The organism is bacterium (assembly GCA_041648665.1).
Taxonomy (GTDB): domain Bacteria; phylum UBA10199; class UBA10199; order 2-02-FULL-44-16; family JAAZCA01; genus JAFGMW01.
Genome location: JBAZOP010000004.1, coordinates 21162 through 36703, shown reverse-complemented (window position 1 = coordinate 36703; position 15542 = coordinate 21162). Strand labels below are relative to the sequence as shown.

The 15542-nt window shown below is 54.6% G+C and carries 18 protein-coding genes and 2 tRNA genes; 16 read left to right on the top strand and 4 right to left on the bottom strand.

The window, feature by feature from the left end; all coding sequences use genetic code 11:
* Position 1: 1 nt before the first annotated feature.
* A complete protein-coding gene (gene nadB, locus WC683_03355) occupies positions 2–1576 on the bottom strand; it encodes an L-aspartate oxidase (protein ID MFA4971624.1) in 1575 nt (524 codons plus the stop codon).
* A gap of 92 nt (positions 1577–1668) precedes the next feature.
* On the opposite strand from nadB, the gene pgsA reads away from it, so the two are divergent.
* From pgsA to WC683_03325, 6 genes are all read left to right on the top strand, one after another.
* Positions 1669–2262 (top strand): CDP-diacylglycerol--glycerol-3-phosphate 3-phosphatidyltransferase, encoded by a 594-nt coding sequence (gene pgsA / locus WC683_03350; GenBank protein MFA4971623.1) that lies wholly within the window; start codon positions 1669–1671, stop codon positions 2260–2262.
* Positions 2263–2317: 55 nt separating this feature from the next.
* A tRNA-Gly gene (locus WC683_03345) sits at positions 2318–2389 on the top strand.
* Positions 2390–2495: 106 nt separating this feature from the next.
* Positions 2496–3137 carry a hypothetical protein gene (locus WC683_03340; GenBank protein MFA4971622.1) on the top strand — a complete coding sequence of 214 codons (642 nt, stop codon included), beginning with the start codon at positions 2496–2498 and terminating at the stop codon, positions 3135–3137.
* Positions 3121–3456, top strand: coding sequence for an HGGxSTG domain-containing protein (locus WC683_03335; protein MFA4971621.1), 336 nt, complete (start codon positions 3121–3123; stop codon positions 3454–3456). Before WC683_03340 ends, WC683_03335 begins: the two co-directional genes overlap by 17 nt.
* A 344-nt stretch (positions 3457–3800) precedes the next feature.
* Positions 3801–4166 carry a Rap1a/Tai family immunity protein gene (locus tag WC683_03330; protein ID MFA4971620.1) on the top strand — a complete coding sequence of 122 codons (366 nt, stop codon included), beginning with the start codon at positions 3801–3803 and terminating at the stop codon, positions 4164–4166.
* 33 nt (positions 4167–4199) lie between these two features.
* The gene (locus WC683_03325; protein MFA4971619.1) at positions 4200–4673 is read left to right on the top strand and encodes a hypothetical protein; all 474 of its coding nucleotides are present in this window, start codon (positions 4200–4202) and stop codon (positions 4671–4673) included.
* 150 nt (positions 4674–4823) lie between these two features.
* Here WC683_03325 and WC683_03320 read toward each other — a convergent pair whose 3' ends face one another.
* On the bottom strand, positions 4824–5390 hold the full coding sequence (locus tag WC683_03320) for a recombinase family protein (GenBank protein ID MFA4971618.1): 567 nt from the start codon (positions 5388–5390) through the stop codon (positions 4824–4826).
* A 79-nt stretch (positions 5391–5469) separates the two neighbouring features.
* On the opposite strand from WC683_03320, the gene WC683_03315 reads away from it, so the two are divergent.
* From WC683_03315 to WC683_03285, 7 genes are all read left to right on the top strand, one after another.
* Positions 5470–5682, top strand: a complete 213-nt coding sequence (locus WC683_03315; protein ID MFA4971617.1) for a helix-turn-helix transcriptional regulator — start codon at positions 5470–5472, stop codon at positions 5680–5682.
* Between the two features lie 22 nt (positions 5683–5704).
* Positions 5705–5992 carry a hypothetical protein gene (locus tag WC683_03310; protein ID MFA4971616.1) on the top strand — a complete coding sequence of 96 codons (288 nt, stop codon included), beginning with the start codon at positions 5705–5707 and terminating at the stop codon, positions 5990–5992.
* Between the two features lie 88 nt (positions 5993–6080).
* Entirely contained in the window at positions 6081–6764 is a 684-nt protein-coding gene (locus WC683_03305) for a hypothetical protein (protein ID MFA4971615.1), read from the top strand.
* Positions 6765–7143: 379 nt separating this feature from the next.
* On the top strand, positions 7144–7512 hold the full coding sequence (locus WC683_03300; protein ID MFA4971614.1) for a hypothetical protein: 369 nt from the start codon (positions 7144–7146) through the stop codon (positions 7510–7512).
* On the top strand, positions 7502–9013 hold the full coding sequence (locus WC683_03295) for a hypothetical protein (protein ID MFA4971613.1): 1512 nt from the start codon (positions 7502–7504) through the stop codon (positions 9011–9013). Before WC683_03300 ends, WC683_03295 begins: the two co-directional genes overlap by 11 nt.
* Positions 9013–9378, top strand: coding sequence for a hypothetical protein (locus WC683_03290; protein ID MFA4971612.1), 366 nt, complete (start codon positions 9013–9015; stop codon positions 9376–9378). The genes WC683_03295 and WC683_03290 overlap by 1 nt, the downstream gene beginning before the upstream one ends.
* A 235-nt stretch (positions 9379–9613) precedes the next feature.
* Positions 9614–10756 (top strand): site-specific integrase, encoded by a 1143-nt coding sequence (locus WC683_03285; protein ID MFA4971611.1) that lies wholly within the window; start codon positions 9614–9616, stop codon positions 10754–10756.
* Positions 10757–10845: 89 nt separating this feature from the next.
* On the opposite strand, the gene WC683_03280 is transcribed toward WC683_03285, so the two are convergent.
* Positions 10846–10916, bottom strand: a tRNA-Gly gene (locus WC683_03280).
* 178 nt (positions 10917–11094) lie between these two features.
* Here WC683_03280 and WC683_03275 point away from each other — a divergent pair.
* Positions 11095–11493, top strand: a complete 399-nt coding sequence (locus WC683_03275; protein ID MFA4971610.1) for a response regulator — start codon at positions 11095–11097, stop codon at positions 11491–11493.
* Positions 11494–11506: 13 nt separating this feature from the next.
* On the opposite strand, the gene WC683_03270 is transcribed toward WC683_03275, so the two are convergent.
* Entirely contained in the window at positions 11507–13132 is a 1626-nt protein-coding gene (locus WC683_03270) for a hypothetical protein (protein ID MFA4971609.1), read from the bottom strand.
* A gap of 87 nt (positions 13133–13219) precedes the next feature.
* On the opposite strand from WC683_03270, the gene WC683_03265 reads away from it, so the two are divergent.
* Positions 13220–14584 (top strand): radical SAM protein, encoded by a 1365-nt coding sequence (locus tag WC683_03265; protein ID MFA4971608.1) that lies wholly within the window; start codon positions 13220–13222, stop codon positions 14582–14584.
* Positions 14585–14598: 14 nt separating this feature from the next.
* Entirely contained in the window at positions 14599–15504 is a 906-nt protein-coding gene (locus WC683_03260; GenBank protein MFA4971607.1) for a class I SAM-dependent methyltransferase, read from the top strand.
* Positions 15505–15542 lie beyond the last annotated feature (38 nt).

Here is a 15542-nt window from a genome sequence, read left to right as displayed (position 1 = left end):
CCTATCTTCTGAAAGACCTTTTGAGGATCGTGTCCTTCCTGAACTTGTCCTTCTTTTCCGGGTGATCGATGGTGAAATGCAGGCCCCGGCTCTCCTTGCGCGCGAGGGCGGATCTTATGATGAGCTCCGCCACGAGCGCTATGTTCCTCAGCTCCACCAGGTTTGAGGTGACCGTGAAGTTCCAGTAGTACTCGTCGATTTCCTTCTTGAGGAGGATGATCCTGTTCTTCGCCCTGATGAGCCTCTTGTCGGATCGGACGACGCCCACGTAGTTCCACATGGTCCGGCGTATCTCGTCCCAGTTCTGAGTGATCACGACCTCCTCGTCGGAGTCCGTGGCTCCGCCCGGGTCCCACGGGGGTATCGGGGGCAGCCTATCCTTTTCTTCGGAGAGCCTGAGGATGGCGGCCTTCGCGGCCCTGGTCGAGAGGACCACTGCCTCGAGCAGCGAGTTGGAGGCCAGCCGGTTCGCGCCGTGAAGCCCGGTGCATGCGCTCTCGCCGCAGACCAGGAGCCCGTCAACGTTCGTCCTCCCCTCGATGTCGCAGGCGACGCCGCCGCAGAAGTAGTGGGCCGCCGGGACCACGGGTATCGGCTCCTTCGTGATGTCTATGCCGAAGTCCAGGCACGTCTCCAGGATGTTGGGGAAGCGCTCCCTCAGATAGTCCGCGCCGAGGGCGCGCGCATCCAAATAGACGTAATCGTCGCCCGTGCGCTTGAGCTCCGCGTCGATCGCGCGGGCCACGACGTCGCGCGTGGCGAGGTCCCCGCGCTCGTCGTATTTCTGCATGAAAGGCTCGCCGCTCTTCAATGTGAGCGCGGCCCCCTCGCCGCGCACCGATTCGGATATGAGGAAGGACTTCGCCTTGGGATGATAGAGACACGTGGGATGGAACTGCACGAACTCCAGGTTTGCGACCGCCGCGCCGGCCCTGTATGCCATGGCGATCCCGTCGCCGGAGGCGACGTCGGGGTTGGAGGTGTACAGGTAGACCTTGCCTGCGCCGCCGGTCGCGAGCACGACCGTGCGCGCGGCGAACGGCTTTATCTTTCCCTTCTTTATATCCAGAACGTAGGCGCCGATGCAGCGCTTGCCTGCGGTGACCAGGTTGACCGCTATGTGGTGCTCGAATATCGAGACGTTCTTGTGTGCTGATAGGGCCTTTAGCAGCGCGTTTTCGATCTCGCGGCCGGTTGTGTCGCCGGCGTGGAGGATCCTCCGGTGGCTGTGCCCGCCCTCTTTCGTGAGGTCGAAGGGCCATTTCTCGCCCTGCGTGAAGCGCACGCCCCAGTCCACCAGTCTTCGCGCCTGGGTGGGTCCGTCGCGCACCACATCCTTCACCACCTGCTCCTTGCAGAGCCCGTCCCCTGCGGAAAGGGTGTCCTGTATGTGGCTTTCGAAGGAATCGGCCTCGCTGACCACCGCGGCGATGCCGCCCTGGGCATATGTGGTCGCGGTCTCCTCAACCTCGCGCTTGGCGAGAAGGGCGACCGACCCGCTCTCCGCGACGGTCAAGGCAAAGGTCAGCCCCGCGATCCCGCTGCCTATGACGAGATAATCGTAGTTGTTCTCCACGCGCGGTAAGTACCAGAGATATCCGGGCTTTACAATCTCTTTGACAAAACGGCGGGCAGGGCATACAGCCTTCAGGCTCGTGGGGAGGGCGCTTGTCCGGAGCTTATCTCAACCTGCCTAACTGGATAACCATGGCGAGGCTGCTCGCCGTGCCGGTCATATTTGTGCTCATGCTCTTTCTCGACGACTCTGATCCGGGCATTCGCCTCAACAGACAGCTCTCATTCACCGCAGCCCTCTTCTTCACAGTGGCCATGTGTTCGGACATGCTCGACGGTTATCTGGCCAGGAAGAGGGGGATCTCCAGCACTTTCGGCAAATTCCTGGATCCGCTCGCCGACAAACTTCTCTTCCTCGTCCCTGTGATCATGATGATACCGCTCGGCAGGCTGCCGGCCTGGCTGGCGGTCGTCTTCCTCGTGCGCGAAGTCACCGTGACGGCGCTGCGCGGGATCGCCATCGACGAGGGGGTCGTGATCGCCGCGAGCCACTGGGGCAAGTACAAGGCTGTATTCACCACGGTGGCCTGCGTCGGGCTGCTGGCGCACTATCCGTTCTTCGGCATCGACTGGAGGCTCATAGGATGGGCGTTCATGCTGCCCTCCGTCATCCTTTCGATCGGCTCAGGTATTCATTATGCGGCCGGATTTTTTAACGGGCTCAGGCGAAAGCCCGCGGTCGCTTGACATGGTTTGGGGGCGATGATAAACCCCCGCAGCTTTTTTTAGACATTGAAAACTTGCGGGAGTAACTCAGTGGTAGAGTGCAACCTTGCCAAGGTTGACGTCGCGGGTTCAAATCCCGTCTCCCGCTCAAAGATGTAGAAAAAAATCAGGAAGTTAGAAAAGGCTGAGGCCAATTTGAGCCCAGCCTTTTTGCTTTTTGGGATAGATGCGAATGAGAAAGTGGGGGCCATAAATTGAAAGCGACTAACGATCAAATAACTTTGGCAGCGGTGGAGCAAAACACTGAGCTGGCCGCGTCTCCTTCCAGTGCAGAGATTGCCCGCATGGCGGCCTTTGTTCGCCGGGTGAGGGAAGCACCCAAGCCGCCCAAGCTAAGTCGCAAGGCAGGCGACGATAAGGACGTGACGCGGATTGACAATTCCTGCGATTATATGGCCCTTGTTGAAGCAACTGGGACTATTGACGGTGATTTGTCGGGAGTATTCCTAGATCAGGCACAACGAACTGTACCGTACCGAGAGATGCCAAAGGTTGACAGATGTAATATCGCCCTCGCCGCATTGCACGGCATTAAGCCTAAGGATGAATTGGAGGGGATGCTTGCCGTGCAAATGGTCGGGACTCACAATCTGGCAATGACTTTCATGGCAAGGGCAATGTTGGAGGGGCAGACCTGTGATGGCGTTGACGCCAACATCTCCAGGGCCACGAAACTCATGCGGACCTTCACAGCCCAGATCGAGGCCCTCAACCGTTATCGAGGGCAAGGCCAGCAAAAGGTCATTGTCGAGCACGTCCACGTCAACGAAGGCGGTCAGGCGATTGTCGGACTCATAGGGGAGGGGGGAGGGGTCAAGCATGGAAAGGGCGGATAAACCCCATGCCCAGCGGCGGGGCTGGCTGAAAAACGGGAATTTGCCGGGGGACTTTTCAAAAGCTCCCAGATGCGGCGCAAAGACAAGGCGAGGGACTTCCTGCATGGGGCCTGCCATGCGCAACGGGCGGTGTCGGATGCACGGCGGGTGCAGCACAGGCCCCCGGACTCCCGAGGGGTTGGAGCGGATCAGGCGGGCGCATTTGAAGCACGGCCATTATTCAAGAGAGGCAAGAAATGAGGCTCGCCAACTAAGACAGCTTTTTAATGAGTGGCAGTCATTACAAGAAACGATGGACGGAGAGCCGACTTTATTCTAGCCCTTCAAATAATTCAGATATAGAGATACCGAAAACCTTGCAAAGCCTATATGCTGTCTTCAGATTTATGGGCAGGCCTGCCTCGATCCGCTGATAATGACGCGTAGAAAAGCCATGGGACAGCATGTCCTCTTGAACCAAGCCCTGATCCATGCGAAGCTTCCGCACGCGTTGGCCGAGGCGCTTAAAGAATCTCTCAATTTCCTTATCTGTCAGTCGGATAGCCATTGGGGCTATCCATTGCCTTGATGCGTCTTTTTGCACCACGCCACAAAAGACGTATTTTATTGACCCTATTTGACCGTCATGATTAGTTGACTTGTCAATTTCATTGGAGGGAGATTATGAAAATAATACTTATTGCTGGATTGATTTTGTCTTTATCAAGCGTTGCTTTTGCGGGTGATAAAACCGCAGGCGAACTTTATGACGAATGTCACAAGTTGGGGAAAGCGCCCTCCGATCCTAAAGCTCTCATATCCGATGTATATTGCGCCACATATATTGACGGTGTTATCGATGGTAACAGGATCACGTCCGACCTCTATCCTCAGAGCCGATTCATCTGCATGCCTAACAGTGGGGTATCCGTTGACGATGCAATCGGAATATTTTCGAAATGGCTGCAAAAGTATCCCAAGGAGAAAAAAACACCTGCTCGTTCTGGCGTGCTGCTTTCTTTAAAAGAAAAATTTCCTTGTAAGAAATAGCTATCAACGGAAAGGAATTGGGAAAAATATATTATGAAGATTCACTTGGCGTTAGGTTTGATTGTAATAGTGTGCATTGCTCTTAGTGCTGGTTGCGATATTGCACATGAGAAAACCGTTTATGTAATTGTATGTGATCGAACATCTAGCCGACCCGTTAAGGTTAGGTTGTTAATGGAAGGCCCGGAAAAGCATGAGTATAAAATTTATCCAGTAGGGCAAGTTGTCACGAAGAAAATAGATTCAATTGGTTCGATTACCTATCAGAACTGCTCCATTTATGACGCGGATAACTGGACATGCCTTGAAAAGGATCAAATAATTTCTGCTGGAATGGCCGACGGTACTTATTCACCCCTTTATAGAAAATTATCAGAAAATCTTTTTGAAACGCGTATTCATTGGTTAAGGTATTGGATTTTGAAAGCTCGATCATTAATCAATAAGGACGCTATCATTTCATCCTGTGAATATGAGAGACAAGTTTTAGACTTAATGGGTCCTTAGAGATTTCAAAACCTTCACCTTTTGAGACAGCGAAACAGCCCGATTGAGGGTGCGTAATTACAGGGAGTTTGAGGCTCGGTTTTAGGGACCCTTTTGAAACAAGAAAGCCCCGCTCGATGGCGGGGCGTTTCTTTATCAGGCTGGCCGTCCTTATGCCGCGAGTGCTCTTGAAAGCGTGGCAGTCGAGACCCCAGCGAGAGCAGCCACCTGGCGCAAGGATTTGCCCTCAGAGCGGAGTTGACGGGCAAGGCTGAGGTCAAGGCTGGCCTTCGGGCGTCCGCAATGCTTCCCTCGGCTCTTGGCTGCCTTCATCCCTGCCTTGACCCTCTCCGCTATAATCGCCCGCTCAAATTCCGCCACGGCCCCAAGGAAGGTAAAAACCATGCGACCCGCAGGCGTGGCCGTGTCGATTGCCTCTTGAAGGCTCACAAATGCAACCCCAAGGGCTTGCAGCTCGGACAGGACCTTAAGGAGATGGGAGACTGAGCGGCCAAGCCTGTCAATTTTCCACACGCAGACCGCGCCGATCCTCCCGCGCCTGGCATCGGCAAGCATCTCATCGAGGGCAGGGCGGCTCTCCTTGGCCCCGCTGATATGGTCAACATATTCCTTATGTACCTCAAGCCCCCGGGCCTTGGCATATTGGCGAAGGGCATCGAGCTGAAGGTCGGCTTTCTGATCTTCGGTTGAAACACGGCAATAGATTGCAATCTTCATATTTGTCCCTCCATATGTCCTTTATATAGGACACCTGGAATAACTTGTCAACGCCAACCGTCTGTTATATAGGACACTTATGATTAAATATAAAATAGGTAATATGGCTAAATCAAAGGGGTTTTCAGCGAGGCGGCTTGCGGATGCAGCGGGTGTAAGCCCTAACACAGCCGCTTTGCTGATAAAGGCAAAGAATCATAAAGATTACAATGTCTGCACTGATGTGCTTGATAAGGTCTGCACTGTTTTTGGTTGTCGGCTGGACGATATATTGGAATATCGAAAGAGGTAAGTTCACATATGGGGGGAGAAACATGTCGCGCAAACAGTTGAAGGTGATCGCCTGGACGCTTTGGCTTATAGCTTTTGTGTGCGCATTGGTTGCTTTTTCACATATCTACAATCCTAATTATCCGAGATGGGTTAATTACGAAGGAGGGGGACGGGGTAGATCGCGGTATGTGTCACCGTCAGAAACGGGCTATAGGTTTTCACCCGGGCCGGACAACGGTGCGGGCTGGGTCATCGGCATGATCGCATGTATTGGTGCGGGAATGTTTGTTAATATAACAGCTAAGAGGATAAGCGAAAAAGAGAAGTGAGATAAAGACGGGGCTAGGGTCGCTCCCGAAAAGCGGCATCCCTATCCGCCTGCCCCTTCAATCTTTCAGGGAGACTGCGAGGGGCGGGGTGAAAAAAGGGAGAAGGTCCGAAAGACCTGGATCGGATTATGAGAAACTCAAAATAGCCTTGAGATGTGGTCTGACAAAATACCAGCAGTACACGCCAATACGCACGGAAACCGTGGTAGATGGCGTAAAGAGAATCAGCGGTTGGTTTTATAAAATTGGCTGTGATGACGAAGCCGTTCTTTCCTACCTCAATAAATTGAGTGAAAGTGGGATTAAGAGCATAAGACCCTTCTGTTTTATCCTTGCTGACATTATCGAATGGTACCATTTGGCTAGCGAGAAACGTTTTCAGTTCTCTCGCGACAACATGAAGAAAGTAAAAAAACTGCTCGAACTGACTCGTTGGTTTAATAAGAACTACACTTACGAGCATGTCATTATGAAACGACCGCTATCTGTGAGGCATGTAATGTGTGATGCAGAGGATGTATTGGAAGATGTGATGAAGACTGCACAGCAGCGCAATCAAATGCCTAAAATATCTTGGAATGAATCTCGTGATATGAATATTGCCTGCCTTGTTTCCTGCTTGGTTGTGGACTGCGGAAAGAGCCACCAAGAGGCAATAGACACATTGGCATTTCTCTACGAACAGCATCCTTGCAACAGTGATCGACGCGTGCTCAAAAGCAGTACGATCAAGACGATTGTCAAAAGAGAGTTCGAGAGACTGCAAATATAGTCTGGCCTGCCATCAACACTTGGGTGTTGATCTCACACCCATCTGAAACCTCCACTTACTAGTCATTGTAATTCTTATTCTATAAACCTCCGGTAAGCAAACTGGAGGAATAGATGCTATCTCAACAATTCAAAGATAGATTGAAGCTCTGGCACGAGCCGCAATATCGTGTGGCTCTAAAAGCCGATGTTAATCCCTCACTCTTGAGTAAGTGGGTTATTGGAGCGCAGCGCGTCCGTAATGGCGATGCGCGCCTTGTTCGCGTTGGGCAAATACTAGGGCTAAAACCGGATGAAATATTTGAGAAGGATTCGCGGAACTCATAAACAAATGCCCCGGCAGCTTGTCGGCGGACCGGGGCAGAAAGGAAATGCAGATAATGAATAACGTTAATTCAGGGACGTATCAAGAACTAAATTTCTTTGACCATGAAGTGGCAATTGTTGCCTTACATGTTTACCGCAGAAATGCTGTCGAACGTTGGAAATGGCTTGACCGCCTCGTTGCAGATCGAGCCTGCCTGCAGACGCAGATCGCTCGCAAACTGCATAACGAAGGCCGGTTGAGCGATGAAGACTTGAAGCGCGTATGGGCTGAAATTGATGAACAGCTTTATGCATACGACGACGCGCTTAAGGTGCTGTATAGGCGAGAATTGCTTGCGGAAATTGATGCCACTATTGCACGTCTAAGGAGGGCAGCGCGGACCGACCGTGAACAGCGAGAGGGGGCTTGTCATGCCGCATGAAATCGCGCCAACGCTTCAAGCTGCTTTGGAGCAACCCTGCCTAACAATCGCACACTCGTCTCTCAAGCGTGTATATGAGGACATGAGGGAGGCCGTGCGGTGTTCATTCCCAGCATTGTGGCCTCAGCTCCATGCTTATCTTGCTGCAACTGCGTCCCTATGTCTTTCAGATTTCCCTTTGCCTGTAACTATGATCGCTATGGGTCCGTCAGGCTCCGGCAAAACTGAGCCGCTGACATGGATTATGAGGTCCGGCCTTGTCGGGATCGTCAGATGCGATAGTTTTACGCCGAAGGCATTTGTCTCTCATGCTTCAAATGTCAAAAAGGAACAGCTTGAAAAAATAGATTTGCTGCCAAAGTTGCGCGATGCGTGCCTTTGCACAAAGGAGTTGGCGCCTCTCTTTTCCGGGCGTGAAGATGATATTCGCGTTGCCTTCGCTCAGCTTACAAGTGTGCTTGACGGCGAGGGACTCGTAACATCTAGCGGCACACAAGGAACGCGCGGCTATTCCGACCCAATCAATTTTGTCTGGCTTGGCGCTACAACGCCGCCGCGTCCTAAAGTCTTCGGTCTGATGGCTGCTCTCGGAACGCGGCTCTTTTTCATTTCAACGGATTCAAAGCGTCCTAGCGCCCGTGATTATGCTGCGTTGATTCGTGGTACAAAGAAGCCGTCTGTCAACCGCGAGGAGTGCGCTGACAAAGTTAGGGTGTTTTTAGAAACGCTATTTGAGAGCGTCCCTCGACGCTCTTTGTCTATTCATAAGATTGGAGTGTCCGAGGAAATTGCGTCTTCAATCGGCCTATACTGTGAGGCCCTGACTCTGCTACGCGGTGGACTGTCTCTGAGCGATGGCAATACAACGGATGATGACCGCCATGGGGCGCCCGCGATTGAGCACGGTTGGCGAGCCGCCCAAGTCCTTCAAGCACTTATAGCGGGTTCGGCACTGATTCGCGGGGCAAGTGCCGCTGAGTTGGAGGATTTGCAGTTTGTGGGACACGTTTGCCTCAGCTCAATGCCGGAATATCGGCGACTTGTCTTTGAGGCCATGCTTGAAGCTGGCGGTCAAACAACTGCCTTGGAAGTTGCCCGACTAAAGGGGATGGCCAAAAAAACGGCCTTGCATCACCTTAAAGAGCTGGCGGTGCTTGCGGTTCTGGACGCTGATACGGATGGCGAGCCGTACAAATTCACGTTAAAAAAAGATTTTCATCCTCTCCTGACGCACACACGGGCAAATCGAGTAACACCTCCCCCGGAGCACAACCGCATTTCGGGTAACACCCTAACCGCTCAAAATGACTTGCTTGCAGGTGTTACTCAAAATGACGGTGTGTGTGAGACATCGCCTTCATGGGATGGCGATGCAGTGCAGCGGTACAAGGATTCCTTCTCCCGGACATCGCAGCTGTCGTTTTCTCCGCCTTCATTGCCACATCAGGGCGACGAAGATGAGGGATATGTGCCGGGACCCGACTTGCCGGAGGGCTTCTGATGAAAGCCAGCTCCGAAATCCTTGAGCTAATCGAGGGACGATTTGAAAGGATCGAGTGGGCTGACTTCGTCCAGCTCCCGGTGAGAGAGATATGCCGCAGGCCCTTTGTCCTCAAGGCGCACGGGCTTTATTTCGTGGGAGACGGCTGGGGAACGGATGTTGGCAAAATCGTTGCTCGGAAGTACCCCGGGAAAGTCCGGCACCTGATTGAGTGGCTTGAGATCGTCCTGCCTTATTGGTCCTCAGACCTCATGGACAAGCCCCTTGCTGGCATTCCGCTGCGAAAGATCGGGGACGGCAACGCCTCGGAGATATTGGCGAGGATTCTGGAGTTGGCAAGGCAGCAAGCGGAGGCGGTTGCGTGACGGACGCATGCAATAAAACCGGGAGGCCCTTGACGCATAAGGAACTCTGTGACTTCCTGCAATGTGCCAAGTCCACGGTAGATCAATACAATCGTGAAGGGATGCCGCGTTTTTATGTCGGCAAAGGATGCCGATACGTTCCTTCCGAAGTCCTGACTTGGCTGAAACGGAGGTGCAGCCACAAAGTGGCACCCACAGAGGAGACGACGTTTGACCCTAGAAAGGAGCTGGCTAGGTGACTTCAAACGTCTACGTACGGCATTACCGAACCAAGAAGGGCGAGAAGCGGTATTACCTTGTGGTACGGGAATATGGGCGTAGTGACAGAAACATTCAGCTGGGATGCATCGGCAAGAAAGAAGCCGAGATACGAAGGATGGCCGTACTGAATGAATTGCTGAACGGGACGCACCAGCAAACGCCCACGGTGCGGCTGTTTTTGGGCGAGTTTTGCGATAAGTTCCTTGCCGATTTTGCGCAAGGGACACGCGCCCCCGGTACGGTGAGGCTTTATCGGGATCGGTTGGGGAAATTGCGGCAGGAGTTTCAGGGTTGCCATTTGGACCAGATCAATCGCGAAGGTCTGGAACGATTCATCGGCACCCAGCTGCTCAACAACCGCTCCAAGAATATCCTGCTTAGCGTCTTGCGGCTTCTGTTTCAGAAAGCAGTTGAATGGCGGTATTTGGCCGTATCCCCGGCGCAAGGTGTCCGTCGTTGGACCGAAGAAAAAGGCGGCAGTCGTTCTTTGACAGAGGCGGAATTGGGTCGTTTGCTGGACATGGCTACCCCGTGGCAAAAGGCGGTGCTCTTGGTCATGGTCCAGTCGGGCATGAGGCCGGGCGAACTCTCCCAGTTGAAATTCGAGGATATCAATTGGGACGACCACTTGCTCAAGATTGTGTCCGGCCATGAGCGCAAAACCAAGAACAGGGAATCGCGGGTTATCCCGATGGCTCCTGACTTGGAAGACACGCTCGAATTTCTCAAAGAAAACTGGCCCAATATGCAATACGGCAACGGAACCAGCCCCCGCCCTTATTTGCCGCGCACCACGGCACAGAGGGAGTATGTGTTTTGTCATGGGGATGGCCGTCCGGTCGGCATATTCCGCCCCAGCATGAACCGGCTCTTCAGCAAGGCGGGGATTCAGGGAGTGACGTTGCACGGATTGCGCAAGACTTTCTGCTCCCTGTTGGCGCGGCACGGAGCGCATCCCAAGGAAGCACAGACCTTGCTGGGCCATGCCGACGTTCGGTTAACGATGGAGATTTATACCGAGGTTCAAACGGATCAACTGCGGCGCGCAGTGAATTTATTGCCGACGATTCGGGACCTGCAAAAGACAAAATTCCGAGTCGTAGAAAGCGCAGTTTGACCCGGCTTTTTGAAAAATTGTGGGAGTATTGTGGGAAAATCAGAGGGATGAAAGCGGCGGTATTCTTATAACTGCTTGAAATTCCTTTGAGCGGGTGATGGGAATCGAACCCACGTATGAAGCTTGGGAAGCTTCCATTCTACCATTGAATTACACCCGCTGATTTTACCGATATTACACCCGTTTATTTCGGGTTGCCCCCTATAACACCGCATTTTCCCAGAGGCAAGCGGATCATTTAGTTGATGGGTATCAGCGGATTTGCCGGGGCTGGGTTTTTGAGCCTTTTTGTAATATAATAAGTATAAGGAGCGTGTTTTCCCCCAAGGGGCGTTTATATGAGGGCAGAGCCTGCAAAAAAGATCAGGGTGATGATCGTGGAGGACAACCAGGACATGCTGGATATCTACAGGGGCATGTTCGCGGGCGAATCGGGTTTTGAGATCGAGCTCATGAGCGACGCGATGCAGGGGCTGCGCAGGGTCGAGGGCGGCCGCTTCGATGTAATAGTGCTCGACATCATCATGGAGCCGCTCTCGGGCGAGTCCTTTTTCGTCTATCTCAGGGGCAACCGGAAGACCATGAGTTTGCCGGTGATCGTCGTGAGCTGCCTTGATCCCGAGTCGCTCTCGACGATAGAGAAACTCGATCACGCCATCATCCTGCAGAAGCCGATCCGCAAGGAAGACCTCTTCGGAGCCATAGGCGAATGCGTCGCTAAGTACGGCCGATCGTAGCCGAAGATCGAAATCACGGCTTCCATCCCTCGATCAGGGCCAGGGGAATGTTCTCATGCAACATGACCTTTTGTTTTTGCGGAATGATGACCTGCATGATTTGGTCGGCATGTTTCCGTAGCAGATCCCCTACATTTTTATGCCAATCAGGCAAGTACCCCTCTATGCTCCAGCCATAAACAGGGTGGGGGGCTGGGATGAGCTCGGGCGCCTGTTCGTCTTTTTCCGGTATCCAGGGGAGACCGCCGACCATCCATACCCGGCCGCCGGATCGCAGGGTTTTTGTCATCTTCTCGATCAAGGGGTCGATCGCCTTTTGCGGGGATTCCATGTGTCGCCGGATCACCTTGTCGTATTCCGCCAGCTCTCCTTGCGGTATGGGAGGCAGGGTCATCCATGGCGTTTTGCCGGCGTAGTAGCGGTCGAACGAGATGCCGCAAAAATAGGGCACGACCACGACAAAATCTCCCGGCCGTTCGTTGTGCATTATGTTGGCGGCGATTATATCGATATTCGTCAGACGGACGTGGGCCCGGCTCCAGATCGTGGGGAGGCATATGGAGATAATGAGGCATGCTGCGGCCATCCTTCCGACCCATGCGCGGCGGCTCTCGCCTAAGGCGCCTGACGCAGCTTCCACCGCCATCGCGAAGAGCGCTATCAGAGGGATGGTCCTCCACGGGGAGGGGCCTATCTTGACGAACCATATAAAAAGGATCTGCCCCAGGGCTGAGAGCAGTATGGCGCCTGCGGCGTACAGGCTTGTCGCGAACCGCTCGCGCCTTTTTTCGGCGTCCTGGCCTGACAGCATGTAGAGCACGGGCGCGATCAACACGCCGGTGATGAGCAATGTCCACAGGTGGGTCATGGCTGATCCGGCGGAGCCGAACGAATTGTGAACCACTTTCCAGAAGGAGATTTCCATGAGCTGCGCCTCAATCGTGGCGATCCAGTCGCCGTCTTTAAGCAGCGCCAGGGCATAGGGGATTAGCGAGAGGCCAGCGATCGCTCCTGCCGCTAAGGCGAACAGCGCGCAGAGCTTTTTGCCGGCCGCGATGCCGGCGACGGCGGTCGCTGCGCAAAGAGCGGCCACCAGGTGGACGCCTTGAAAACTCGATTGCACGACAAGGATTGCGGCGACGGCCGCAAAGGCGGCGTTCTTGAACGACGGCTCCTCAAGCATCTTTTGCAGCAAGCTGAAAAGCACAACGATAAAAATCACGGCAAGTCCGTACGAGCGCAGAGAGGCGCCCCAGTAGAAGACGGTCGGGTTGAAGGCCAGGAGCGCCAGGGCCAGCAGCGGGGGGCGCCTTCCGAATTTGATCCCCCGCCAGACCAATGCAGCCGCTATCCCCAGGGAGATGAGGAGAGGGAACAGGCGGAGCCAGGCGTCCGAGGCGGCCGTCCCGATTTTTATCCAGAAATGGAGGATCGCGGTGAACAGCGATGGGGCGCCGGCTATTTCAAAGTTGGCCAGGGTGCTGAAGAACGTCGGCATGTCCGCTACGGTGAGGCTGCTGACTTCGTCGCGCCATAGGGCCCCGACATTCACATAAAACACGCAGTTCAAAAAAATGAAGAGCAGGCAGGCCAGGGAGAAGAGGATCCAAGAGATCAGCTTGAGCTTGTGGGCCGACATTGACGACTTGCATAATAAGGAAATGGAGCGCAGTTGGCAACGAATCTGATTGCTAAAGAATATATATCCCCTTATCCTTGGGGCAAGATGTCACGCATTTTGCTGGTCAATCCACCCTCCCGGAGGAACGTCTATCTAGCCACCAACGTCCGTGTCGGCGCACCCAGCTATCCGAGCCTCACCCTGGCCACGATCGCCGGTCGGCTGGCGGATTCGCACGATCTTCGCCTCCTGGACCTCGACCTGTACGGCGACCTCGGCCCTCCGATCGCAACTGAGCTCGCCCGGTTCCGGCCCGAGATCGTCGCCTCGACGGCGAATACCCCTGATTATCCCTCCGTCGTGCGGATCATGGGGCATGTCAAGGCGCTGGACCCACGCATCGCAACGATAGTCGGAGGGGTGCACGTGACTGCGCTTCCGGGCGAGGCCATGAGGGAGCCGGCCTTCGACGCCGTAGTCGTGGGGGAGGCGGACGATGTCGTGCCGGGGCTTTTCGCCTCGCCGCCCAGGCGCGGCGACCTAGCGGTTCGGGTCGACGGGTCTCGCGTCTTGGACCTCGACGCGCTCCCCTATCCGGCATGGCGCCTGTTCGCCCTCGATCGCTATCGGAACTCGCGCCTCTCCTCCAGGAAAAATCCGGTGGGCCTCATTGAGACGAGCCGGGGGTGCGCGTATCACTGTTGTTTTTGCAGCAAGCTGACGTTCGGAAGCGCCTTCAGGGCCAAGGATCCGGAGCGCGTCGTGGACGAGATGGCCTTTCTGCTCAAGAGCGGATTTCGGGAGATCCACATTACGGACGACAGCTTTACGCAGGATATCGATCGGGCCAAGAGGATCTGCGAGGGGATATTGCGCCGCGGGCTCAGATTCCCCTGGTCGCTCATCAACGGGATCCGCGTCGATTTCGTGGATCGCGAATTCTTCAGGCTGGCGAAGCGCGCGGGCTGCTGGCAGGTGGGGTACGGCATCGAGTCAGGGGATCAGCGCATCCTGGATATCGTGGGCAAGAAGACCACTTTGGGCCAGATCGAAAACGCCGTCACGCTCGCGCGCGAGGCCGGCGTCGCCACCTTCGGCTTCTTCATCTTCGGCCTGCCGGGCGAGGACGCCGAGTCGATGGAGAGGACGATCTCCTTTGCGAAGCGGCTGCCGCTGGATATCGCCAAGTTCGACATATGCATCCCTTACCCCGGGACCCCTTATTACGAGGAACTTCGCTCGAGCGGATCGATCCTCACGGATGACTGGGCGCTCTACAACTGCCATCAGGTCGAAAAACCGCTCTTCAGACATCCGAATCTCAGCTGGGAGGAACTCGTCGTTTATTATAAAAGGGCGTTTCGCGAATTTTACTTCCGGCCGGGCTATATAGCGCGCCGTTTTGCGAGGAGCCTTTGCAGGGGGGACCTGTTCTCCGACGCCAGGGCGCTCCTGATGGGCAGGTGGTGAGAGGGACCGAGATCATGTGCGATCATAATCATGCGACGCCGTTCGACAGCTTCGATGGGAAGCGTCTGCTTCGATGCGAGAGCTGCGACCTGATCTTCCTGGAGGCGTCGCGGACGGAGGAGGAGGATAGGGCGCTGTATGAAGACTATTACCACAATGAGATAGCGGGACGGTTTTTATTCGGCGTCGAATCCGTCATCCGCCTCTTCCGCCTGTTTCGCGCCTTCAAGATCGTCAGCGTCTGCCGGCATGCGAAAAGGATACTCGACGTGGGGAGCGGCCGCGGCTTCACTCTCTATTATCTGCGAAAATTTTTCGGTTTCACCAGGACCGTCGGAACTCAGATATCGAGGCCGGCATATGAATTTTCGCGAAATTTCCTCGGCCTTGAGATATACGACCGCGACCTGCTGGAGCTGGACTTCGGGGAGGAAAACTTCGACGTGGTGATCATGTGGCACGTCCTGGAGCATCTGCGCGAACCCGAATCGTACGTCCGTCGGATATCAAAGCTTCTCTGCAAGGGGGGCGCGTTCATAGTCGAAGTGCCCAACTTGAACTCATGGACCCGCCGGATGACTGGAAAATATTGGCTGGGTCTTGATCTCGAGCACCATCGCTGGTTCTTCACCCCGGAATCCCTCACGCGGCTCCTGGAGCGGTGCGGGTTGACTGTGGGGAAGGCGCATACCTTCTCGCTTGAGTATTCTACGTTTATTTCGGCGCAGAGCCTGATCAGCAAGGCCACGAAAAGCGATCATGTCTTTTTCCGTTTTCTCCAGAACGGCGGCTTGACCTGGCGGGTGTTTTTTCGCATGGCGCTTTTTTTGATAATCGCGCCCTTCTGTCTCATCGCCAACCTCCTGCTCTATTTCTCGAAGCGGGGCGAAGTCATCTTGCTCGTGGCTCGTCGCGTATAGAGAGCGGTCTTTGCCCTTGATTTCAGGACGGCCGGCCG

What these genes read in the sequence shown, in the direction of transcription:
- WC683_03335 (MFA4971621.1), top strand. Translation starts at nt 3,121, where the DNA reads ATGGAAAGGGCGGATAAACCCCATGCCCAGCGGCGGGGCTGGCTGAAA.
- WC683_03330 (MFA4971620.1), top strand. Translation starts at nt 3,801, where the DNA reads ATGAAAATAATACTTATTGCTGGATTGATTTTGTCTTTATCAAGCGTT.
- WC683_03325 (MFA4971619.1), top strand. Translation starts at nt 4,200, where the DNA reads ATGAAGATTCACTTGGCGTTAGGTTTGATTGTAATAGTGTGCATTGCT.
- WC683_03320 (MFA4971618.1), bottom strand. Translation starts at nt 5,390, where the DNA reads ATGAAGATTGCAATCTATTGCCGTGTTTCAACCGAAGATCAGAAAGCC.
- WC683_03315 (MFA4971617.1), top strand. Translation starts at nt 5,470, where the DNA reads ATGATTAAATATAAAATAGGTAATATGGCTAAATCAAAGGGGTTTTCA.
- WC683_03310 (MFA4971616.1), top strand. Translation starts at nt 5,705, where the DNA reads ATGTCGCGCAAACAGTTGAAGGTGATCGCCTGGACGCTTTGGCTTATA.
- WC683_03300 (MFA4971614.1), top strand. Translation starts at nt 7,144, where the DNA reads ATGAATAACGTTAATTCAGGGACGTATCAAGAACTAAATTTCTTTGAC.
- WC683_03295 (MFA4971613.1), top strand. Translation starts at nt 7,502, where the DNA reads ATGCCGCATGAAATCGCGCCAACGCTTCAAGCTGCTTTGGAGCAACCC.
- WC683_03290 (MFA4971612.1), top strand. Translation starts at nt 9,013, where the DNA reads ATGAAAGCCAGCTCCGAAATCCTTGAGCTAATCGAGGGACGATTTGAA.
- WC683_03275 (MFA4971610.1), top strand. Translation starts at nt 11,095, where the DNA reads ATGAGGGCAGAGCCTGCAAAAAAGATCAGGGTGATGATCGTGGAGGAC.
- WC683_03270 (MFA4971609.1), bottom strand. Translation starts at nt 13,132, where the DNA reads ATGTCGGCCCACAAGCTCAAGCTGATCTCTTGGATCCTCTTCTCCCTG.
- WC683_03265 (MFA4971608.1), top strand. Translation starts at nt 13,220, where the DNA reads ATGTCACGCATTTTGCTGGTCAATCCACCCTCCCGGAGGAACGTCTAT.
- WC683_03260 (MFA4971607.1), top strand. Translation starts at nt 14,599, where the DNA reads ATGTGCGATCATAATCATGCGACGCCGTTCGACAGCTTCGATGGGAAG.